At 64.5% G+C, this 20,937-nt stretch carries 19 protein-coding genes; 13 read left to right on the top strand and 6 right to left on the bottom strand.

Annotation, left to right across the window (positions count from 1 at the left end):
- Positions 1 to 3: 3 nt before the first annotated feature.
- The 9 genes from AB870_RS07450 (at position 4) to AB870_RS07480 (ending at position 8,411) form a co-directional block, all read left to right on the top strand.
- Entirely contained in the window at positions 4 to 1,626 is a 1,623-nt protein-coding gene (locus AB870_RS07450; protein WP_047907514.1) for a restriction endonuclease, read from the top strand.
- Positions 1,627 to 1,792: 166 nt separating this feature from the next.
- Positions 1,793 to 2,383, top strand: coding sequence for a DUF2501 domain-containing protein (locus AB870_RS07455; RefSeq protein ID WP_237170079.1), 591 nt, complete (start codon positions 1,793 to 1,795; stop codon positions 2,381 to 2,383).
- A gap of 190 nt (positions 2,384 to 2,573) precedes the next feature.
- Complete coding sequence (locus tag AB870_RS07460; protein WP_047907515.1) at positions 2,574 to 3,218, top strand: FMN-binding negative transcriptional regulator; 645 nt, start codon at positions 2,574 to 2,576, stop codon at positions 3,216 to 3,218.
- 129 nt (positions 3,219 to 3,347) lie between these two features.
- Positions 3,348 to 3,506 (top strand): hypothetical protein, encoded by a 159-nt coding sequence (locus tag AB870_RS26310; protein WP_157112268.1) that lies wholly within the window; start codon positions 3,348 to 3,350, stop codon positions 3,504 to 3,506.
- A gap of 51 nt (positions 3,507 to 3,557) precedes the next feature.
- Positions 3,558 to 4,538, top strand: a complete 981-nt coding sequence (locus tag AB870_RS07465; protein ID WP_237170080.1) for a DNA/RNA non-specific endonuclease — start codon at positions 3,558 to 3,560, stop codon at positions 4,536 to 4,538.
- Positions 4,539 to 4,637: 99 nt separating this feature from the next.
- A complete protein-coding gene (locus AB870_RS07470; RefSeq protein WP_047907517.1) occupies positions 4,638 to 4,916 on the top strand; it encodes a hypothetical protein in 279 nt (92 codons plus the stop codon).
- 1,257 nt (positions 4,917 to 6,173) lie between these two features.
- Entirely contained in the window at positions 6,174 to 6,341 is a 168-nt protein-coding gene (locus AB870_RS26315) for a hypothetical protein (protein WP_157112269.1), read from the top strand.
- Positions 6,326 to 6,697: a hypothetical protein gene (locus AB870_RS07475; protein WP_047907518.1), complete on the top strand. Its 372-nt coding sequence runs from the start codon at positions 6,326 to 6,328 to the stop codon at positions 6,695 to 6,697. The genes AB870_RS26315 and AB870_RS07475 overlap by 16 nt, the downstream gene beginning before the upstream one ends.
- Before the next feature lie 253 nt (positions 6,698 to 6,950).
- Positions 6,951 to 8,411: a M20 family metallopeptidase gene (locus AB870_RS07480; RefSeq protein ID WP_047907519.1), complete on the top strand. Its 1,461-nt coding sequence runs from the start codon at positions 6,951 to 6,953 to the stop codon at positions 8,409 to 8,411.
- Positions 8,412 to 8,508: 97 nt separating this feature from the next.
- On the opposite strand, the gene AB870_RS07485 is transcribed toward AB870_RS07480, so the two are convergent.
- From AB870_RS07485 to AB870_RS07510, 6 genes are all read right to left on the bottom strand, one after another.
- Complete coding sequence (locus tag AB870_RS07485) at positions 8,509 to 9,762, bottom strand: hydantoinase/carbamoylase family amidase (RefSeq protein WP_047907520.1); 1,254 nt, start codon at positions 9,760 to 9,762, stop codon at positions 8,509 to 8,511.
- Between the two features lie 66 nt (positions 9,763 to 9,828).
- Positions 9,829 to 10,779 carry a dihydroorotate dehydrogenase gene (locus tag AB870_RS07490; protein WP_047907521.1) on the bottom strand — a complete coding sequence of 317 codons (951 nt, stop codon included), beginning with the start codon at positions 10,777 to 10,779 and terminating at the stop codon, positions 9,829 to 9,831.
- Complete coding sequence (locus AB870_RS07495; protein WP_084663424.1) at positions 10,772 to 11,725, bottom strand: dihydroorotate dehydrogenase electron transfer subunit; 954 nt, start codon at positions 11,723 to 11,725, stop codon at positions 10,772 to 10,774. The genes AB870_RS07490 and AB870_RS07495 overlap by 8 nt, the downstream gene beginning before the upstream one ends.
- A gap of 143 nt (positions 11,726 to 11,868) precedes the next feature.
- Positions 11,869 to 13,137, bottom strand: a complete 1,269-nt coding sequence (locus AB870_RS07500; RefSeq protein WP_047907523.1) for an MFS transporter — start codon at positions 13,135 to 13,137, stop codon at positions 11,869 to 11,871.
- 103 nt (positions 13,138 to 13,240) lie between these two features.
- Positions 13,241 to 13,564 (bottom strand): hypothetical protein, encoded by a 324-nt coding sequence (locus AB870_RS07505; protein WP_047908938.1) that lies wholly within the window; start codon positions 13,562 to 13,564, stop codon positions 13,241 to 13,243.
- 163 nt (positions 13,565 to 13,727) lie between these two features.
- Entirely contained in the window at positions 13,728 to 14,783 is a 1,056-nt protein-coding gene (locus AB870_RS07510; protein WP_047907524.1) for a porin, read from the bottom strand.
- Positions 14,784 to 15,217: 434 nt separating this feature from the next.
- Here AB870_RS07510 and AB870_RS07515 point away from each other — a divergent pair, with 434 nt between their 5' ends.
- From AB870_RS07515 to AB870_RS07530, 4 genes are all read left to right on the top strand, one after another.
- Positions 15,218 to 16,132, top strand: coding sequence for a helix-turn-helix domain-containing protein (locus AB870_RS07515; RefSeq protein ID WP_047907525.1), 915 nt, complete (start codon positions 15,218 to 15,220; stop codon positions 16,130 to 16,132).
- 163 nt (positions 16,133 to 16,295) lie between these two features.
- Positions 16,296 to 17,987 (top strand): hypothetical protein, encoded by a 1,692-nt coding sequence (locus tag AB870_RS07520; RefSeq protein WP_047907526.1) that lies wholly within the window; start codon positions 16,296 to 16,298, stop codon positions 17,985 to 17,987.
- A gap of 442 nt (positions 17,988 to 18,429) precedes the next feature.
- Positions 18,430 to 19,149, top strand: a complete 720-nt coding sequence (locus tag AB870_RS07525; protein ID WP_047907527.1) for a gluconate 2-dehydrogenase subunit 3 family protein — start codon at positions 18,430 to 18,432, stop codon at positions 19,147 to 19,149.
- A 3-nt stretch (positions 19,150 to 19,152) separates the two neighbouring features.
- Positions 19,153 to 20,928, top strand: a complete 1,776-nt coding sequence (locus AB870_RS07530) for a GMC family oxidoreductase (protein WP_047907528.1) — start codon at positions 19,153 to 19,155, stop codon at positions 20,926 to 20,928.
- The last annotated feature ends 9 nt before the right edge of the window (positions 20,929 to 20,937 follow it).

Raw genomic sequence — 20,937 nt, forward strand, 5'->3', positions numbered from 1 at the left:
GTAGTGAACCGGGGATTCGAAAGCATCATCGATCGGCTGGCGCGCGAGTTCTGGCGCGCCGCGCACACGCGCGAGGAGCAACACGCGCAATCGCAGGCGCGCTCGTTGCCGGAAGTCCGGGCGCTGGAGCAGGCGCAACGTGCATGGGAGGACGCCCCGGCGGGCGACGCCGCCGCGAGCGAGCGCCTGCATCTGGCGTGGCGGCAGGCGGAGGCGGCGGCACAAGGCGCGCGGGCCAAACTGGAGGTGGCGCGCCTGGAGCGATTGCTGGCCGACGGCCTTGCCCGCGATCTGCGCATCCCGCCGGCGGACCTGCGCGCTCGCAACACGCCGCCGGTGCTCGACACCCGCCATCTTCCGAAGATTCTGCCCAAGCCCGAGTGGGAAACCTTTGCGCCGGAAAAGCCCGGACGGCTGGCGCTCGCCATGCCGGGGGCGTCCGGACGCTACGAGCAGGCGCTCGCCAAGGCGCGCAGCGAGTTCGTGCATGCCGAGCGCGAGTACGAGGCCTCGAAGATCCGCCGCACGCAAGGGTCGATGATTCTTCAGATCGCGCAGCAAAAGGCGACGGAGGCCGCGCGTGCCGAAAGTGCGCGTCATAACGCAGCGGTAGCCGACTTCGAGGGCGCATTGCTGCGTGGCGAAGCGGCGGCCGTGACCGGCTACGCGCGTATCGTCCTCAGCCGCAGTCCGTATCCGGCTGCGTTCGAGCAAACGCTTGCGGCGCACTACGTCGAAAATCACAAGCTGCTCGCGATCGGCTACGACGTTCCCACGCTCGACGCCGCCGTTCCCACCGCGCTCGAATACCACTACAACGCTGCGCAGGCGGCGGTGCAGGCCGTGCCCGCGGGCGACGCGATGCGTGCGCAGGTCTATGCCAACGCCCTTCGCCAGATCGTGCTGCGCTCGCTTCACGAGTTGTTCGCTGCGGACCCGCTGCGTCACGTGAATGCCATCGTCTTCAACGCGTATGCCAGCGATGGCAGTGCGCGTGTGTGTCTGGCAAGCGTGCACGTGTCGCGCGCCGATTTCGCGGCGCTCGTGCTGAGCGAAGGCGATGCCGCAACGCATCTGGCGGCGCTGGGCGCGCGAGTGTCCTCACGCCCCGGCGCGCTGGAGGCGGTCGCCCCGGTCGCGGGTGTGGACATGACGCAGGTCGTCACGGACGCCGACGTCGCCGTGGATCGCCGTTTCAACCTGATGACGCTCAGCGACAAGGACTTCACGCAGGTGATGTTCCACCTGCTGCGCTCGCATGGGTTTGAAGGGCCGCCGCTATTGCCGGGCGAGCAGGAGGGCATGCTCACGTGCCGCGCGTGGGACCCGCACCCCATTTTCGGGGGCGACGTCGTCGTTCACATTTTCCGTGTGATGGACCGCGCCGCCCGGCTCGAACTGTCGGCAGCCCGCGCGGTGCTCGCGCAGATGCAGCAGATCGGCGCCGCACGCGGCATGCTGATTACGACCGGCGAATTCGACGATGGGGTGGAGGAGTTTGCGCGCGATCGCCGGATCGAACTGCTTTCCGGGCATCATCTCGTGTTCCTGCTCAAGGAAAACGCCGGGGTCGACGCCAGCGTCGTCGTGCCGGAAACGACGGATACGGCCGCTGTCATGTTGTGACACGCCGGACCGGCGCGCGAGGATGCACGAAGGTGCATGCCCCTTCCCGTGCAGGTGAATGAAGACGCGAGCGGCCGTGACATGTACAACGCGAATGAGAGCGGCGAGGCGGGCCTGTTATAGTGACTCGACCTGACCCCACGTCATTCACATCACGGAGGATCGTATGTCCCGACGCATGGAATGCAAGGCCTGCACGGCAAGTTCGGCCGAGGCAGCGGAACTGGCGCAAGCACGCTTCAAGGGATGGGGGAGGCTGCGCGCGGCAAGGGTTGCGAACGTCGCGACGCTCGCAGGTGTCGCGCTGCTGCTCGCGGTCTTGGTGCCGATACCGGCGCACGCGCAACTCGATCTGCTCAAGAACGCTGTGGGTGGCGGCAACGCGGGCGGCGGCGATTCCGGGGGGCTGGCCGGCGGTCTTGGCGGGCTTGCCTCGTCGGGCTCGCTTACGTCGCTTACGTCGATTACGTCGAGCAGTATCGGCAACACGACAGGGGTGCTCCAGTTCTGCATCAAGAACAATTATCTGGGTAGCAACAACCTCAGTTCGGCGACCGACGTCAAGGACAAGCTGCTCGGCAAGATCGGTACGCAGTCCGGCACGGCCGCCGCAAGTCCCGGCTATCTCGATGGCGTGAAGGGGCTGCTTTCGTCGCCGGACGGCAAGACCGTCGACCTCAATGGCGGTGGCGTCAAGGAACAACTCACGCGCAAGGTCTGCGACAAGGTACTCGAACAGGCCAGGTCGTTTCTCTGAGCGCCAACGCCCGGCGCCGGGTCCGGCAGAACGGGCGCCGGGCACAGTCTCCCTCGTGAGGGCAGGCGGCATCCGGCCACACCAATACCGTGGCATCAAAAAAATATTCGATTTTGGGTCTTTGCCGGGCGCCACGCATGGCCGTACGCTATGCGTCGTTCCTACTCGCCGCTTTTGCCTGGAGTCATCGATGTATCAGCCCGCCGCCTTCACAGAGAATCGCCCCGAGGTTCTGCACGATCTGATTCGCTCGCATCCGCTCGGTCTGCTGGTGAGCGCAGGCTCACAAGGGCTGATCGCCGACGCCATTCCGTTTCTGGTGTACGCCGGCGAAGGCGAGTTCGGTACGCTGCGCGGACATCTGGCGCGCGCCAATCCGCATGGCGAGGCGTTACGTGACGTCGACGATTGTCTGATCGCCTTCACCGGGCCGCAGGGGTACATCACACCGTCGTGGTACGTCGCCAAGGCCGAGCACGGCAAGGTGGTGCCCACCTGGAACTATGCTGCGGTGCACGTGTGGGGTAAGCCGCGCGTGATCGACGACGCTGCATGGTTGCGCCGGCTCGTCGGCGATCTCACACAATCGCAGGAGCAGGGGCGCGCCGCACCGTGGGCCGTCGAGGACGCCCCGGAAGACTACGTGAACGGCATGCTTCGCGCCATTGTCGGTGTGGAGATTCCGATTCGACGCATCGAAGGCAAATTCAAGATGTCGCAGAACCGGCCGATGCCCGATCGCGTCGGTGTCGTGGACGGTCTGCGTGCGCAAGGACCGCAAAGCGAGGCGCTGGCGGCGCTCGTCGCCCGGCGAGGCGACGTCCCGGCAGCATGAGCGGCATGGGCGGTGCCATCCCCGGGCGCACCGTGCGACGGTAACGAAACGAAACATTTTCGTCCGCCCGGGGTCGCTCGCTGGCCGTTGTCCCCGCATACAATGCGGCAACCCAACTCGGATGCCGCAATGAAAACGCTGCTCCTCATGCTCGCGCTGATGCTGTGTCTGCTGTTTCTCGGGCAGGCGTGGATGCCGAGCGCGCAGGCTGACGAGTGCGACAACCTCGGCCCGGCCCAGACATTGCAATGCGCCGCGTATGGCGCGGGGAATGTCGTCCCCGAATAGCCGTTCATCCGCTACAATCGCACCCCCTTACGTCTTACCCCAAGCAGTGCGATGAAGCAGTCTCGTTGGACGGTCACCGCAGGGCGCGCAAGCCGCATGCGCGCGATGGCCGGGCAGTTGGCAATTTCCCTTTCCTTTTCTTTTTCCGCTTCCACTGCGCCCGGTGTCGCGACGCTCTCCACCGCCTCGCTAGCCACGGTCGTCGCCGTCGCTGCATGGCCGGGGGGGACGTTCGCGGCCCCCACCGCGTGCGGCAATCACTACTGGGCCGGTACGGCCCCCGATATCACCAATAGCGCCATGACGCGCGCCGCGCGCGAGGTGTGCTTCGGCGCATTCGGTGTCATGCACTCAGGGGTTACGCGCACCCCGCTGTGGTCCGCCGAGCACCTGACTCGTGCCGGGTTGAGCGACGCCCGCCAGATCTCGCGGGTGAACAACTTCCACGCGGAATCCCGGCTGCCGCCGGGCGAGCGCGCCGAGTTGCGCGACTACGTACGCTCCGGGTACGACCGCGGCCACATGGCGCCGTCGGCGGACATGCCGGATGCGCAAGCGCAGTCCGAGAGTTTTTCGCTGTCGAACATGGTGCCGCAGAACAGCGAGAACAACCGCTATCTGTGGGCGGGCATCGAGTCGAGCGTGCGCAAGCTCGCACAGGACCGTGGCGAACTTTTCGTGATTTCGGGCCCGCTTTTCAAGGGGAAAACGATCACGCAGGTCGGTAACCGGGTGATGGTGCCCACGCAGCTCTTCAAGGTCGTCTACGATCCAAAGCGCAAACAGGCGGGCGCCTACCTTGTGGCGAACGAAGCGACCGGCGACTATTCCGTGGTAAGCGTGGCCGAACTCGAGACGCTGGCCGGGATCGATTTCTTCCCCGGCATGCCCGCGAGCGTGAAGCAAACGGCAATGTCGCTGCCCCGCCCCAAAGCCGCCGGTGGCGGCAGCAAGCGCAAGCGCGATCAGGAAGTGCCGACGTATCGAGAAGTCCAGACGGTGCTCGAATTCTTGCGTACGATCATCCGCTGAGCGCGTTGGCGGCGTCCCGGGTGGCTGACCCGGACGCCGAGCCGATCACTTCCTGATCGCTTCCCAAACGACTGATTTCCCCCGATTCAGGAGTCCAGAATGTCGAATCTGTCTTCCGCCGAAACCTCGTTCTCACCGTTCGCCAACGACGTCGACGCGCTCACGCTCGGCGAACTCAACGTCGAAAATCACAGGGATCACGTTGCCATCTTCGGCAATCTGACGCTGCGCCGCGACGCCGATGGGCTACGTCAGGCGCAAGCGCTCAAAACGGTGCTCGATGCCGTAGTGGCGGCGCTGTCCGGTACGGATCTGCCAGCCCACTCCGAAATGCCGTCCGGTACGACAGCCAGGTCTGTGAAAAATCCTTTCGAGTGACGGCCGGGCAAACCGCGCCTCCGGATTTACCCCACATTTGTCGACTAATTGAAAAATCGATGTTGCGCCGCACGAAACCCTTTTTGCGGGGCCTTCTTCCGTTGCGTTTCGATTCAGTAGCCGCTTTACAGGTGAGCGTACGCCGTGCGAGATGTGCGCGCGTGTCCTGCGGCCAGGTATCCGTCATTCCACGGTTCATGCGGGTTGCGCGACAACTTGTCGCACCTGCGACATTGTGTCGCATTGACACGCAGCGCATCAAAATGGGAATCGCGTCACCCTGACGGTATTCGGTGCCGCACTCTCCCGTCTCGAAAACCATCCGGATCAGCCCTCTTGCTTGCGGCGACGCAGCACGGATGAGGGGGTTTACCGTTGCCGGACAAAGCGCATACTAGCCCTGCGTCTCGTCGATTCCGATAGCGAGAATCGATGACCGGCAAGGCTACGAACACTAAACAACGCGAGGTAACTTATGCACATCCGTTGGAAAAAAGTGTATTCGAGTGGTTGGGGAACGATTCATCACGATGCACCCCGTTCCCATCGCAGCGCGAGCGAGCGCGAGCAGCTCTTTCAACGCCTGTTGGCAATTGCGATCGCCTGTAGCGTCGGCGGTTTCGTCCTGTTGTCAGTAGGTGCGGCCTTCCTGGGACGCTAACGTCACACCTCCTCCGTTTTTCGTGCGCGGCACCGCCCCCGGCGGATCGCCGCGCCACGTTGCCTATTGGCGAATCTCACGAATCGCCGTCCTGCTTCGACCCGCCTTGTCGGCTTCGACCCGCTTCAACCTCGGCGGCATCCCGAATTGTGCCTTTCGCTAGCCGGATCGACTCGCCATTTCAATCGGCCGATTCGAACGGTCGTGTGTCCCGTATTTGAAACGTTTCGTTACAGATACATTCGCCGTCCGTAATTGCCGTTACGGCACAATTTCAGCGACGGAGTGCAATCCTTCGTTAAAGACGCGTTGCGTCTGACGAGAAAGCGCGCATTACGCGTCGATAGCCCTCGTCGATGACGGGGTCTTTTCATGGTCTTGGCGTCGCATTCTACGCGTTCACGCTATTGCAATTCCGGACGAATAGTGCGATCTTGAAGCGACGGTGCGGTGTCGGAATTTCGGGAAGTTTTCGGGTGTTTTCACACGACGGAAGCTGCCCGGATTTATCCGAATTGTCTTGCGCATCGAAACTTTCGATAAAGAAGAAAAGAACAGTTTGTGCGGGCCGGTTTGATTGATTTGTGAGGTGCGCCATGGAAATTCGCTGGGAAAAGCTGTACTCGGGCGGATTGGGTCGTTTCTACGACACTTCGGAATCCAGTCGCCGTCGTGCGCGGCGCGCGCAGTTGGCGTGGTTCGGTGTGGTCATTTCCATCGGTGTGGCCATCGGCGCCATTGCCATTGCATGGCGCTGGATCTGATGGCTGCCGTCGCCGGACGTCATTCGGGGATATCGGGATTGCTGGTGCTTCTCGCTTTCGTGGCGAGCAGCGCTGCGCATGCGCAGGCGTCATCCGCGCCCGCCGAGCCGGTCGACAACGGTGGCCAGCCGTGTGGCGCCATTCGTGCACTGCCTGCGAATGTCACGGACTATCGCTACGAAGTGACGAACCGGTGCGAGCGGCCGGTCACGTTCTACTGGCGCTGTAACGCGGCCGACCCGGAGCATGCGGTGGATGTGGCCGCGAAGGGGCAGCAATCGACCACATGCGTGAAGGCCAGCGGCGCGGCCGGTGAGATCGTATTTCGCTTCGGGCCGCCCGGCGCCGGCAACTGAGCCGTCTTTCTCCCGGCGTATTCCGACCGATGCCATGCGACGTGCGGCGACGCGGCTGCGTTTCGTCCGGTGCATCTCGCGCGAACCGGGTAAGGCGATCCGGCGCATTCACACATTCGCGCATCGGTGATCTCGCCTTTGCGGCCGGCCGGTCGCCATGGGCCGCCGGAATGGCTATCATGACGCCATATCGGCGTGCCATCCGACGCTGCCATCCCGACACCCCGCAAAGCACACTCCCGAGGTTTTCCGAATGAACGACACCGTCACTTCGACTCAGCCGTCGCTCGACACGGCGGCATTGCGTGAATTCGTCGAACGCAAGTGGAACGACGAAATCCTGCATGCTCTGACCGATTACATTGCCGTGCCCGCCAAGAGTCCCGGCTTCGATGCCGACTGGGCCCGCAACGGCTACATCGATCGTGTGGTGCGCGACGCGGCACAGTGGGCCGAGCGTCAGCCGGTGAAGGGGCTCAGGCTCGAAGTGATTCGTCTCGAAGGCCGCACACCGGTCATCTTCTTCGAAGCACCGGCCACCCGCTCGGGCAGCACGGAGACGATCGTGCTCTACGGCCACCTCGACAAGCAGCCGGAATTCGACGGCTGGCGCAAGGACCTCGGTCCGTGGACGCCCAGGTTCGAGGACGGCAAGCTCTACGGACGTGGTGGCGCCGACGATGGTTACGCCATCTATTCGAGCGTGACGGCGCTCGCCGCGCTCGATGCGCAGGGCGTGGAGCGTCCTCGCTGTGTCGGGCTCATCGAAACTTGCGAGGAGTCGGGCAGCTACGATCTATTGCCGTACGTCGACGCGCTGCGAGACCGGCTCGGTCGCGTGAGCCTCGTCGTCTGTCTCGATTCGGGAGCGGGCAATTACGATCAACTCTGGCTGACCACGTCGCTGCGCGGTCTGATCTCCGGCAGCCTCGAAGTGCAGGTGCTCGACGAGGGCATTCACTCGGGCGGCTACGGCGGTATTGCGCCGTCGAGTTTTCGCATCATGCGTCAGTTGTTCGAGCGTCTGGAAGATGCGGGCAGCGGCAACGTGCTGCCGAAGGGCTTCCACAGCCCGATTCCGTTGCAGCGGCTGAAGGAAGCGGAAGCCACGGCGCAGATTCTCGGCGACGACGTCTGGAAGAAGATGCCCTGGGCATGCGGGCAGGACGGTCTGTCGGTGCTGCCGACCACGACCGATCCGAAGGAAGCATTGCTCAATTCGACGTGGCGTCCGTCGCTGTCGGTCACGGGAGCTGCCGGGCTGCCGGCGCTGGCCGACGCCGGCAACGTGCTGCGTCCGCGCACGGCGTTCAAGCTGTCGCTGCGCTTGCCGCCGCTCGTCGACGCCGCGCAGGCCGTGCAGGAACTCAAGGCGCTGCTCGAAGTCGACCCGCCGTACAACGCGAAGGTCACGTTCAAGTCCGATGTGGGGGCCGCGTCCGGCTGGAATGCGCCGGACGTCGCGCCGTGGCTCACGTCGGCGCTCAACACGGCTTCGCAACGGCACTACGGAGCGGATGTCGCGTACATCGGGCAGGGCGGTACGATTCCGCTGATGAATACCCTGCAAGCCGGATTCCCGACGGCGCAGTTCATGGTGTGCGGTGTGCTCGGCCCGAAGTCGAACGCCCACGGGCCGAACGAGTTCCTGCACGTGCCATACGCGAAGAAGCTGACCGCGGCCGTTGCCGAAGTCATTGCGCTTGCGCCGTAAGGTGTCAGTCACAGGCTACCGCTAGGGGAAACGCAAAACGGACCGCATGGCCGCGGTCCGTTTTGCGTTGGTGCCGGAGGCGAAAGCGCTCAGACGCTCAGAGCCGGTGTGTCGCCGCTTCGATGACCCGCACGCCGCGCATGAAGTCGTCCAGTTCCATATGCTCGGCGGGGTTGTGCGAGCCGTTCGCGTTGCGCACGAACACCATACCGCTCGGAATGCCGGCGTTGGCGAAGATCGCGGCGTCGTGTCCCGCGCCGCTCGGCACGCGCTCCTTCGGCAGATCGAGGGAACCGCAGACATCCTCCAGTACCGACGACACATGCCTGTCCATGATCGCGGGCGCCGAAGCGAGCCGGCGATCGAACACGAACCTGACGCCGCGGTCGCGCTCGATGGCGCGGCATTCGGTGCGCATGAGTTCGTAGAAGACGTCGAGCGTGTCGGGGCTCTGGCTGCGCACTTCCAGGCTGAAATCGACCTTGCCCGGAATACGCGAGATCGCGTGCTCGGCGGGATCGGTGCCGACGATGCCCGTCGTCACCACCATGTCGATGCCCCGTTCGAGCAGCGCTCGCCAGTGCTCGTCCAGACGCGTAATCAGGTCCGCCACGGCGAACATTGCATCGTGACGCAACCATCGCGGCACGGCGCCCGAGTGCCCCGCTTCGCCGACACACGACACCCGGTTGTGACGCACATTGCCGCGAATGCCGGGCACGATCGCCACGGGCATATTGCGCGCGATCATCACCGGCCCCTGCTCGATGTGAAGCTCCAGCCATGCCTTCGCGCGCGACACGTCGAAGAGCGTCTCGCCCGCACGAATCGCCTCGATGTCCGCACCGGCTTCGGCCATGCACTCGCCAAGCGCGCGCCCGTGCGTGCGGTGCGGCATGGCGAGATCGGCCTCGCTCAGTTTGCCGAATAGCGCGCCCGAGCCCATGTAGGCGCGGCCGAACCAGGCACTTTCTTCGCCGCGCAGCGCGAGCACGCGTACAGGCGTCGACGTGGGGCGCTCGCGGCGCCGCTGCTCGACCAGACACAGCAACCCGGCGACGATGCCTGCCAGGCCGTCGTAATTGCCGCCCTGCGGGACGGAATCGAGATGCGAGCCGATCCAGGTGGCGGGGGCGTCGCCAGAGTCCTCCGGCAGCGTGAAGACGAGGTTGGCCGCGCGGTCGCGTGCGACCGACAGGCCTTGCCGTTCGGCCCATTGCGTCAGATACGACGCGGCGGCGTTTTCGCCGTCGCCATAGCTGTCGCGGGTGATGCCGACGCCGTCGCTGCCCAAGCGGCGCAGGTCGGCGAAGAGTTGCTCGGCCATCGGGGCCAGCGCGTTCGGTTCCATGTGTGCTTCTTTTCGCGTGAGGCGGTGCGAGGGTTGCGGATAATGCTGCGCGAGGTACCTGAGGTCTTAGCCCGACTGTTGCGCGAAGCGCAGCCAGCGGTCGGTCAGTTGTGCGTCGAGGGCGACGGCGCCGGTCAGCGTCGAGATCCTGTCGATCGCGTGGACGTTGCAATACGCCGCGAGACCGTCGACGATGTGCCCCATGACAGCGGGATCGCGGAACGACGCCGTGCCGACCTGCACGGCGCTCGCCCCGGCGAGCATGAATTCGAGGGCGTCGTCGGCGGTTTCGATACCGCCGCAGCCGATGATCGGAATACGTACCGCGCGGTGGCACTGGTGCACGAGGCGCACGGCGAGCGGCTTGATCGCCGGACCGGACAGGCCACCCATCACGTTGCCCAGCTTGGGCTTGCGGGTGCGCACGTCGATGGCCATGCCGAGCACGGTGTTGCCCATGACGATAGCGTCTGCGCCGGCGTCTTCCGCCGCGCGGGCGATCTGGGCAATCTGCCCGGCGTTGGGCGTGAGCTTGACCCACAGCGGGTGCGACGTGCGACGGCGGATCGCGCTCACGGCCTTGTAGGTGCTCTCGGGCAGCATCGCGAAGGCCATGCCGTCCGCTTCGAGATTCGGGCACGAGATGTTCGCTTCGATGGCGGCGACTTCCGGCAACGAAAGCGTTTCGCACGCTTGCGCGAACGACTCCGCCGTATCGGCCGATACGGAGACGACGACAGGGGTGTCGAAGCGCGTGTAGGCGGGCAGCACGTCGCGGCGGTAAACATCGAGTCCCTTGCTGGGGATGCCGATGGAATTGAGCATGCCGCTGGCGGTCTCGGCCACGCGCGGCGTTGGATTGCCCGCACGCGCGTTGGGCGAAACGCTCTTGACGACGAGTGCCCCGAGCCGGCGCAGGTCGAGCGCCTCGGCGTATTCGACGGCGAAGCAGCCCGAGGCGGGCATGACGGGATTGCGCAGCGTGAGCGCCCCGATACGAACGGAAAGATCAGCCAAAGTCCACCTCGCCTACGACATCACGAATCGGAAACACGGGGCCTTCGCGGCACACCCGCAAAAATTGCTTGTCGCCGTTGCAATCGAACAGGCGCACGCACGACAGGCAAACGCCCATGCCGCACGCCATGCGCTGTTCCATCGCCACTTCGCCGACCACATGCGGATGCGATTCCAGCACGCGCTGGAGCAGCATCAGCAGACGGTGCGAGCCGCAGGTGTACACGGCGTCGTGCGGTGTGGCGTCGAGCAGGGCGCGCAAGCGCGGTGCGAGGGCATCGACGGCGGACGAGCCGTCGCTATCGAACACACAATGCACGTCGGCCAACGCGCGGGCCTGCGGCGAGCGCAGGAATTCGTCGCGCATCAGATCGGCTTCGCTTCGCGCCGACATCACGACTGTCAATCGCAAGCCGGCGGCCGCGGCGCGTTGGACCAGCGGTGCCATCGTCGCCAGCCCCACGCCGCGCGCAACGACCATCACGCGCTTCCATCGCGTATCGAGCGTGAAAGTATTGCCGAGCGGGCCGACGATATCGAGCGTCGCGCCTTCGGCGAGCGTGGCGAGCGCGCGCGTGCCGACACCCGTGACGTTGTAGAGAAACTCGATGGTGTCCGGCTCGGGACCGGTGCCGTAGACGCTCATCGGACGCAGCAGGAACGGCGCTTCGCTGCCCGTGACAGGGCACTTGAGCTGGTAGAACTGGCCGGGGTGCGTGGTCACGGCGACGGGCGCGTCCGCTTGCAGCCGCAGATAGCGATAACGCGCGTTCACGGCATGGTGGGCGAGCACGCGGCAGCGATGCGTGGCGACACTCGGTGCCGTGGTTTCGCAACCAGGGGACGGGGCGAGGCGATCGTGCGCGGGCGGCGCATCGCACGCCTGCGCGGGCGCCGACGCCGGGGGGCGCGTAACAATGTTGGACGTCGGAGAGGTGACTGACATGGGGACTCCGAATAGAGGGACGAGAACGAGGAGCGGGCGAGGAGCGGGCGAGCGGAGACGACGGGGCGATCAGAAAAACGAACAGGCAGCGGGCAGCGGGATGGGAAGCGTCGCGGCGCGACGCACCGGGCGTTCGCGTCTCGTCATTCGAGTTCGGCACCTTTGAGTTCGGGGATGAGGAAACGCGTGGCGATCATGTCGAGCACGTACAGGCTCGCAAGCAGTGCAATCGCGAACTGAAACGAGTAACGCGTGGCGAGCGCGCCGACGACGAGCGGGCCGAGACCGCCGATGGCGCGTCCGATGTTCCACAGCACGTTCTGGGCAGTGGCGCGCGCCGCGGTGGGGTACGCCTCGGACATGAGCGTGCCGTACCCCCCGACCATGCCGTTGACGAACATCCCCATGAAGGCGCCCGCGAAAAGCATGACCGCCGGGTCGGTCAACTGCGAGTAGACGATCACCATCACGACTGCGCCCGCCTGATACAGCAAGAACGTGGGGCGGCGCCCGATACGGTCCGCCAGCTGTCCGAAGGCCCAGACGCCGAACATCATGCCGATGACCGTGGCGGCCGTCCAAAGGCCGGACTTCGTCAGCGAGAAGCCGAGCTTCTGAGACAGGAACGTCGGCAGCCAGATCATGATCCCGTAGTAGCCGAAGTTCTGGACCGAACACAGAATCACGATGCCCAGACTCACGCGCGTGGTGCGTGCGTCCTTCACCAGCAGACGAAACGCATTCGAGCTGCCACGTTGCGGCGCCCTGTCCGTGCGGCGCACGAAGACTTCCGGTTCGTGCAGCTTGTTGCGCAGCACCCAGGCGACGAGCGCCGGCAGCACCCCCACGAGGAACATGCCGCGCCAGCCGATGGACATCAGCAGCAACGGCGTGAGCAGCGCGGCGGCCAGCACGCCCGTCTGCCACCCGAGGGCGACGTAGGACGAGACACGTGCCCGCCTGGAGGCAGGCCATGCTTCCGCGGCGAGCGCCATACCGATGCCGAATTCGCCGCCCAGTCCGATTCCCGCAATGGTGCGATAGACAAGCAGATCCCAGAAACCCTGCGCCAGTGCGCAAAGACCGGTGAAGACGGCAAACAGCAGGATCGTCCACGTGAGCATGCGCACGCGGCCGAAACGGTCCGAGAGCGCGCCGAAGATGATGCCGCCCGCGACCGCGCCGATCAGTGTCCACGTCACGAGTGCGCCCGCTTGTCCCGCCGTGAGATGCAGACCGATCGTGATCGCGGGCAGCATGAAGCCGAGAATCAGCAGATCGAAACCGTCCATCGCATAACCGATGGCGGAGCCGGCGAGCGCCTTCCATGCGTACGGCGTGACGACGTCGTCACCCGCTTTGCCCGAGGCGCCCGCGCGTTGCGCGCTCGATGTCTTCAGATTGGCTTCCATGATCGGTTTCCGTGGGAGGCGAGTGGGTTCGCAACGACGTTCGTTGCCGCACTCGATCAATTGTCTATTTTTTTAGACAATCAAGTGAAAAAAACGCGTGGCGTCACGCGTAGACCTCGGTCGTCAACTGAGCGGCGAATTGGTTGAGCGTGGCGAGAAAGCGGGCGTCGGAGTCGGCGGCGGCATCGCGCAGCATCGTGGCGTAAGTCCTGGTGCGCGCAAGAAACGCGTGAAACGTCTCTCCGCTGGTCGCTACGCCGGACTGGCGCTCGGCGAACGTCTGCGCCGCCTGCGCGAGCAGCAGAAGGGCGGCGGATTCGCGCGTGGCGGTGCGCGAGGCGTTCAGGCAGCGCGCCGAGAAATCTTCGATGTCGGACAGACCGACGGTGTCGCGCTGTAACCAGGCGCATGCGAGTTGCAGATCCATCGTGAACTCCATCTGTCTAAATATTTAGACTAAACGAACCCGCCAGGGCAGGCAAGACGAAAATTATCGGGGCTAACCCTGATGTCCGGAACGCCGGCGGGCGACGGGCACTCGCCGGCGCGTGCTGCGGCGTACCGGGCGGGAAGCGATTCCGGACGCAGGCCTAGAAGCGCACGCGCATGCCCGCGCCGTACGTCTGCCCTGTCGACATGTCGCTCATGTGGTCGTACTTGTAGGCCACATAGACGTCGGTTCGCTTGGAGAGCGGATAGTCGTAGCCGAGCGCCCACGTGGTACGGCGCTGATTGTCGCCCGAGCCGTTCGAGCCGGTGTACGCGACCGATGCCAGCACGCTGCCCGGACCGGCCGGCACCGACGCGCCGAGCTGCCCCGTATTGGCGTGGAAGTTGCCGCTGGCCGCCTGACTGGCGACGAGCATGTACTGTGCGAAGAATTTCACCACGCGCAGGTCGTACGAGAGACCGAGTTGCACCGTGTTCTGGTTCGTCAGTCCGGTCACGCCCGGCAGTTGCGCACCGAAGTCGCCCGGCGTCGCGCTGAAGTTGACGTATTGATAGTTCACGGCCGCCGCGAACGGGCCGTTGGCGTACGTCAGCGCGGCGGCCCACTTCTTGGCGCTATGGTCGGTTGCGCTGTTGCCGGTGGCATACAGCAGCGTGCCTGCGAGGCCGGCGTAGGCCGGTGTCGTATACGCGACCGCGTTGTTCCATGCCGAATCGCCCACCACGCCTTGCGTCCCCAGACCCTTGTAGGTGTGGAAGATCATCGGCGAGAAAGTGTACGAGTTGTTGAACGGGTTGAACTGGATCGTCGCGAGGTACATCGGCGTGGTGATGCGACCCAGACGGAACGTGCCCAGGCGCGTATTGGACAGACCGACATAAGCATTGCGCGAGAAGAAGCTGTCGCCGGCGAAGCGTCCGTAAGTGCCGTTGTTCGGCTGGAAGTAGCTCTCCAGGACGAACAGGGCGCTGTTGCCGCCGCCGAGATCTTCGGTGCCCGACAGCCCCCAGTACGAAGTCGTCATGCCGCCGCCTTGCTGTACGGTCGCCGCGTTGCCGCCAGGGTTTTTCACGGAGCCCACGTAAGCGTCTGCCAGACCGTAGAAGCTCACGCTCGATTGCGCATGTGCCGTGCTTGCGAGTGCGGCCGTGCCCAATGCGGCAGCGCCAGCCACCTTGTGCCAGGTTTTCATCATTCCCTCGTTTATCTTGTATAAATTTATGGACGGCGCGCAGGCTATCACCCCCTACGCGTTGGGTCATCCCCCTGCGTGCGTTTCGCCCGCCTGCGAGTGGCGGCATTCTCACGCGATGGGGTGACGTGTCCGGCATCGTGCGTAAGTCTAAAAAATTAGACAATCGGAAAAATATTCGACGGACGAAAGTGTGGTTTGAGAGGCACGGCAAGGTGGGACGAGCGCTGGAAGCCGGCACGCGACACGGAGGCTCGGGCAGTCCGTCGGATGCGGCGGGCGACCGGTATAATCCGGGCACCGGAACGCACCGGAACGCGCCGGGACGCACCGGAACGCCCACGCGAGGCGCACGGCTCGGGACATGGTCCGCCGCCCGGCCCGCGGCCGTGGCGCGCCGGCATGCGGTATCCAAGAGGTTTTCGACAGGGGGCGATTTGACTCGAGCTGCAACGACATCCCGGGCGCCGCGAGGTGCGCGCTTCAATTTCCGAGCCATTGGCGAGCGCTTGCGCGCCTATCGTCTGGCGGCGGAGTTACGCAGTGAGGATGTCGCGGAGCAACTCGATATCTCGCGCGCGGCGATTTACAAGCTGGAGCGCGGCGAGATCGTCAAGATCGACACGTTGGAGCGGCTTGCGGCGTTGCTTGGCGTGTCGCTGGCCAATCTGCTCGGCGTGGAAGTCGAATACCACGACTCGGCGGTGAGCTATTTCGAGCGCATGCGCCAGTTGGAAAGCCGTTCCGAGCGCATCGTCGCGCACTTCGACCCCATTTCGTTTCTGCTGACGTCGGAGGATTACGACGTCTGGCTTCGTCACATGCTCGACGAGAGCATTCCGCCGACGCTCGCCGACCGGCACTGGGAAAACACGATCGATCGCGTATTGGGGATCTTGCAGGAGCGAAAATCGAGCTTTTCGCGTCAGCGGCTCGCGGTAACGAGCCTGATCGGACTGCGGCAGATCGAACAGTTCCTGCATCACGGACTAGTCGGCCGTCTGGGACTGCCGCCGGGGGTGCAACTCGAACGCAAGATGGCGGCGCGGCGCGAAGTCGCGCGCATCGTGGAGTTTCTCGAGGCCGACACCGCCGGGGTGCAGATCGGTATCGTCAGCGACAACATGCCCAACGAGACGTTTCAGATTTTCGAAGCGCAGGGGGAAGCCTACGTCGCCGTCTCGCCGTTCCGGCTCGGCGAGTTGCCGAATCTGCGCACCGGTATCGCTACCATCACGACGTCGCCGGACGGCGTCGGCATGTATCGCGCGATGATCGACCGTCTGTGGGCCGACTCCGCGAAAGGCAAGGAAGGGGCCGCCTTGCTCGGCCAACTGCTCGCGCGCTTTTGAGCGGGCGTCGGGTGCGGATCGGGGGCGCAGCCCCCGTGTAATGCCATGACCTTAGCCGGTGCCACAAAACGAAGCTGTCCCCCACAATCGAAATCCGTCTGCGCCAATCCTGTCTAGTCTGCGTGCCCGAAGGCCGTCCGGCCTTGCTAACAGGAGATGAACGATGGGAACAATATTCGGGGGCATCGACGGGACATCGGCACCGGTCCTCGTCGGCGCCACGCGGGCACCATGCGAGCACCGGCATAGCTTCGGCTCGGACTTCACGCGGCTGGGCGCCGTGCCGACGTCGTCCGCGCTTGCGTGCGGCAAGCCATGGCAGACGTATCCGTCGCGTCGGCAAAGCCCGCAAGACAGCAAGGGCCTCTCGTTCGGACAATGGCAGGCGCAACGCGTGCGGGATCAACTCGTGGCCGACGCGCTGATCGGCAAACCGCTGATTCCCGGACAGGTCAGGCAGCATGTCGAGCGCTGGCATACCTCGTTTCAAGCGGCTATCGAGCGCGACGTCGTGTTCGAGGACCGTCGCACCGAAGCCATGCGGCAGGCGCGTTACGGCGTGCCGCCGACCGATGCGCCGTTCGTTCGTACGTTCGGCAACGAGGCGGTGCTCGATCAGCTTGAGCGGATCGCGCATGTGAACGACGAGATCGAGCGCGTCGAGGCGGCGGTGGAGCAGTTGCCCAAGGGCCCGGCCCGGGCGATGGGGCAGCAGAACCTCGACGAACTGGTCTCGATGCGGGACACCATGCTGTCGCTCACGACCGGCCTGCACGAGCGGAAATTTCACGAACTCAAGGTCGAGCTGAACCTGCTCGTCGCGCTCAACGACATGGCGCGCGAAGCGCGTCAGGCGCTATCGAACGGCGGCGCCGGCACGCCGCTTCGTCTGAAGGTCCGCGGCGGCAAACTGGTGCTCAAGCCCGCGGTATCGAAGTCGCGCTTTCAGAAGAACCGGATACGCGCACGCAACGATGCCGCACGTCTGGCATTGCTGTTGGGGGAGCCCGCGGGCACCCCGGTGACGCTGTCGGATATTCACGCCAAGGGGTTCGGCAAGTACGAGTATTCGATGGTACTGGCCGGGGCCAGAACGGCGACACCCGGACAAGCGTCGACGTGGTTAGCCGAGCGGGCTCTGGAGATCGATGGGTGCAAGTGCGCCTCGCGCGCGCTGGAGTCCGACCTCCGGGAGACGAACGGCGGCAGGCTGATCGGTGCGCTGCCGACGCACCGGCATGACGACAGCCAGTTCGACGAAACCGGGGCTGGCGAGATCGATGAGATCGATGCGACCGATGCGACCGATGATATCGACGGGCCCGAGGCGCCGGCAGTCATGCCGGGTGCGCGGACGATCGACGAGGCCTGTCTGCGGACGGTGCCGAAGCACGTCGGCGTCGCGGGCGTTCCGGCCGTCATCCTCGGGACCTTCGATGTGCTGGCCGACGGCTCGCTCGTGCCCGAGCGCAAAGGCGGGCGCGCCGGTGGACATGAGACTGCGAGTGACGCGACATCGACGGCGAGTGCGGCAGCGGCGTCGCGGGCTCGTCAGCCTACGTCGTCGACGCGCCGCAGCCGTCTTGCGGACGAGTTCATTGCCGTGCGCCCGGGAAGGGCAGGGCGCCTGAGCATGATCCTGGAGCGGCCCACGGCCGTCGAGCGCATGCACGAAGGCCCGGCACCGGAGCGCGCGCCGCTGCCGGCCGGACAGACGCACGCGGGGGGCCCGGAAACGCTTGAGGCGCGGTGGCAGCGAGAAGGGGCTCGCCCCAAGACGTATCGCGTGTTGCCCATCTCCGATGAGGACTCGCCGCCGGCGCTGCCGCGCACTGCGCCGCCCGAGCGCGCCTGAACGTGCCCGAGCGTGCCTGAGTCGGCCATCGGCGCCTTGGGCGCTGGCCGATGCACCGACGCACCGACAGACCGGCGTACGAACCGAGCCGCCACGCTTTGCGTGGCGGTCTTTTTCATGGCGCCGCACATCGAATTCGCTGGATTCCCGGCGGGCCGAACATGAAAAAACGCTGACCGGAAATCCCGCATATTTTACGTGGCGAAACCCTTCGCGCACGCGTAATAGTAAATATTTTAATTATCTGCAAGCCTTTTCAATCAACAAGTTGCGTAATTCACGCAACAATCTCTTTCTTTGCCATGTACGGAACTTGTCAGTAGAATGGCCGCGTTGTTAATAGCGCTACGCGAGGTGAATAGCCTGTCAGGTTTTCTTCACGCATGGCGAGCCACCGCCTGACTGTCATGCGTGATTCGTCCCCCATAAAACGGAGAACTCCATGTCACAGGACAAGGAACCGCGCCGGCGCTTTTTGCGTCAGGTGCTGGCGATCGTGCCTGCCACGACTCTCGCCACCGGTGCGACGCTTACGCAGACCGCCTGTAGCAGCGATTCCGCTGCCCCCGCCGCTTCCGGCAAATCCTACGAGCCCAAATACTTCACTGCCGACGAATGGCGTTTCGTGAACGCTGCCGTCGACCGTCTGATCCCCGCCGACGACCTCGGCCCGGGGGCGCTGAAAGCCGACGTGCCGCAATTCATCGATCGTCAGATGGAAACGCCGTTCGGCCACGGCAAGCTCTGGTACATGCAAGGGCCGTTTCATACCGACCAGCCGCCCGAGAGGGGCTATCAGCTGAGCCTCGTGCCGCGCGACATCTACCGTCACGGCATTGCGGCGTGCGACGCGCATTGCAAGAAGCAGTACAACAAAGTGTTCGCCGATCTCGATCACGCCACGCAGGAAGCCGTGCTGGCCGATCTCGAGCACGCCAAGATCGAGTTCGACGCGGTGCCTGCGCGCACCTTCTTTTCGTATCTGCTGGCCAACACGAAGGAAGGATTCCTCTCGGATCCGATCCACGGTGGCAACAAGGACATGGTCGGCTGGAAACTCGTCGGCTTTCCCGGCGCACGCGCCGACTTCATGGATTGGGCCGATCAGCCCAACGTCAAATACCCGTACGGGCCCGTGTCGATTTCCGGAAAGCGGGGCTAAGTCATGGCAATCAAAAAAGACAAGGTCGACGCCGTCATCGTGGGCTTCGGCTGGACCGGGGCGATCCTCGGCCAGGAACTCACCGACGCCGGTCTGAACGTCGTGGCGCTCGAACGTGGCGCGATGCGCGACACGCCCACCGACGCGCAGTACCCCAAGGTCATCGACGAGCTGGAGTATTCCGTGCGCGGCAAGCTGTTTCAGGAACTGGCACGCGAGACCGTCACGATTCGGCATACGCCGGACGACCTCGCCGTGCCGTACCGTCAGAACGGTTCGTTCCTGCTCGGCAACGGGGTCGGCGGCGCGGGCTTTCACTGGAACGGCATGCACTACCGCATTCTTCCCGAAGAGCTGAAGCTGCGCAGCCACTACGAGGAGCGCTACGGCAAGAAATTCATTCCGGAAGGCATGACGATCCAGGATTTCGGCGTGAGCTACGAAGAACTGGAGCCGCATTTCGATTTCGCCGAGAAGGTCTTCGGGACGTCGGGCAAGGCGGGGAATCTGAACGGCAAGATCGTGCCTGGCGGCAATCCGCGCGAGGGCGCGCGCTCGAGCGAATATCCCACGCCGCCGCTGCAAAATACCTACGGTGCACAACTCTTCGAGAAGGCGGCGCGCGAGGTCGGTTTCAATCCGTATCCGGCGCCGGCGGCGAACACCTCGGCGCCGTACACGAACCCGTACGGTGTTCGCCTTGGGCCGTGCAACTTCTGCGGCTTTTGCGAGAACTACGGTTGCTACATGTATTCGAAGGCCTCGCCGCAGACGACCATCCTGCCGGTATTGCTCAAGAAGCCGAACTTCGAACTGCGCACGCATTCGTACGTTGTAAAGGTCAATCTCGACAGCGACGGCAAGAAGGCCACCGGTGTGACATACATCGACGCGCAGGGGCGGGAAGTCGAGCAACCGGCCGATCTGGTCATCATGGCCGCGTACCAGTTGCACAACGTGCGTTTGCTGCTGCTCTCGGGCATCGGCAAGCCGTACGACCCGAAGACGGGCGAGGGTGTCGTCGGCAAGAACTACGCGTATCAGATGAACGGCGCCATCAACGTGCTGCTGCCCAAAGGCACGCAACTCAATCCGTTCGTCGGCACGGGCGCGGGCGGGGTCTCGATGGACGACCTGAACGGCGACCAGTTCGATCACGGCCCGCTCGGGTTCGTTGGCGGGGCGAGCATTCGTCACATTCGTTACGGCGGACGCCCGATCAAGATGACGCCGACCGTGCCGGGCACGCCCGCGTGGGGCAGCAAATGGAAGGCAGGCATTGCCGACGCCTATCAGCGTTACATGACCATCGGCATTTCCGGCTCGGTCATGTCGTATCGCGACGCATGTCTCGATCTCGATCCGACGTACAAGGATGCCTACGGCGTGCCGCTGCTGCGCATGACGTTCGACTGGCATGACAACGAGTACGAGATGCTCGGCTACATGGGCGACCGCATGGAAGAGGTCGGCCGCGCGATGAACCCCGAGAAGGTGTTCCGCGCCATTCGCAAGAAAGGCACGCGATACGACACGCGGATCTATCAGAGCACGCACACCACGGGCGGCGCCATCATGGGCACCAATCCGTCGAACAGTGTGGTCAACAGGTATCTCCAAAGCTGGGATGTGTCGAACGTGTTCGTGATGGGCGCATCGGCGTTCCCGCAGAACATGGGTTACAACCCCACGGGCGTGGTGGCGGCGCTGGCGTACTGGTCCGCGAAGGCGATTCGCGAGCAGTACCTCAAGAACGCTGGCCCGCTGGTGCAAGCCTGAGGAGTGCAA

The organism is Pandoraea faecigallinarum (genome assembly GCF_001029105.3).
Taxonomy (GTDB): domain Bacteria; phylum Pseudomonadota; class Gammaproteobacteria; order Burkholderiales; family Burkholderiaceae; genus Pandoraea; species Pandoraea faecigallinarum.

Excerpts from the sequence above, each read along its gene's own strand:
- AB870_RS07500 (WP_047907523.1), bottom strand. The coding sequence starts at position 13,137 with ATGGAAGCCAATCTGAAGACATCGAGCGCGCAACGCGCGGGCGCCTCG.
- AB870_RS07455 (WP_237170079.1), top strand. The coding sequence starts at position 1,793 with ATGTCCCGACGCATGGAATGCAAGGCCTGCACGGCAAGTTCGGCCGAG.
- AB870_RS26310 (WP_157112268.1), top strand. The coding sequence starts at position 3,348 with ATGAAAACGCTGCTCCTCATGCTCGCGCTGATGCTGTGTCTGCTGTTT.
- AB870_RS07465 (WP_237170080.1), top strand. The coding sequence starts at position 3,558 with ATGAAGCAGTCTCGTTGGACGGTCACCGCAGGGCGCGCAAGCCGCATG.
- AB870_RS07510 (WP_047907524.1), bottom strand. The coding sequence starts at position 14,783 with ATGATGAAAACCTGGCACAAGGTGGCTGGCGCTGCCGCATTGGGCACG.
- AB870_RS07520 (WP_047907526.1), top strand. The coding sequence starts at position 16,296 with ATGGGAACAATATTCGGGGGCATCGACGGGACATCGGCACCGGTCCTC.
- AB870_RS07495 (WP_084663424.1), bottom strand. The coding sequence starts at position 11,725 with ATGTCAGTCACCTCTCCGACGTCCAACATTGTTACGCGCCCCCCGGCG.
- AB870_RS07475 (WP_047907518.1), top strand. The coding sequence starts at position 6,326 with ATGGCGCTGGATCTGATGGCTGCCGTCGCCGGACGTCATTCGGGGATA.
- AB870_RS07480 (WP_047907519.1), top strand. The coding sequence starts at position 6,951 with ATGAACGACACCGTCACTTCGACTCAGCCGTCGCTCGACACGGCGGCA.
- AB870_RS07525 (WP_047907527.1), top strand. The coding sequence starts at position 18,430 with ATGTCACAGGACAAGGAACCGCGCCGGCGCTTTTTGCGTCAGGTGCTG.
- AB870_RS07460 (WP_047907515.1), top strand. The coding sequence starts at position 2,574 with ATGTATCAGCCCGCCGCCTTCACAGAGAATCGCCCCGAGGTTCTGCAC.
- AB870_RS26315 (WP_157112269.1), top strand. The coding sequence starts at position 6,174 with ATGGAAATTCGCTGGGAAAAGCTGTACTCGGGCGGATTGGGTCGTTTC.
- AB870_RS07485 (WP_047907520.1), bottom strand. The coding sequence starts at position 9,762 with ATGGAACCGAACGCGCTGGCCCCGATGGCCGAGCAACTCTTCGCCGAC.
- AB870_RS07470 (WP_047907517.1), top strand. The coding sequence starts at position 4,638 with ATGTCGAATCTGTCTTCCGCCGAAACCTCGTTCTCACCGTTCGCCAAC.
- AB870_RS07530 (WP_047907528.1), top strand. The coding sequence starts at position 19,153 with ATGGCAATCAAAAAAGACAAGGTCGACGCCGTCATCGTGGGCTTCGGC.
- AB870_RS07505 (WP_047908938.1), bottom strand. The coding sequence starts at position 13,564 with ATGGATCTGCAACTCGCATGCGCCTGGTTACAGCGCGACACCGTCGGT.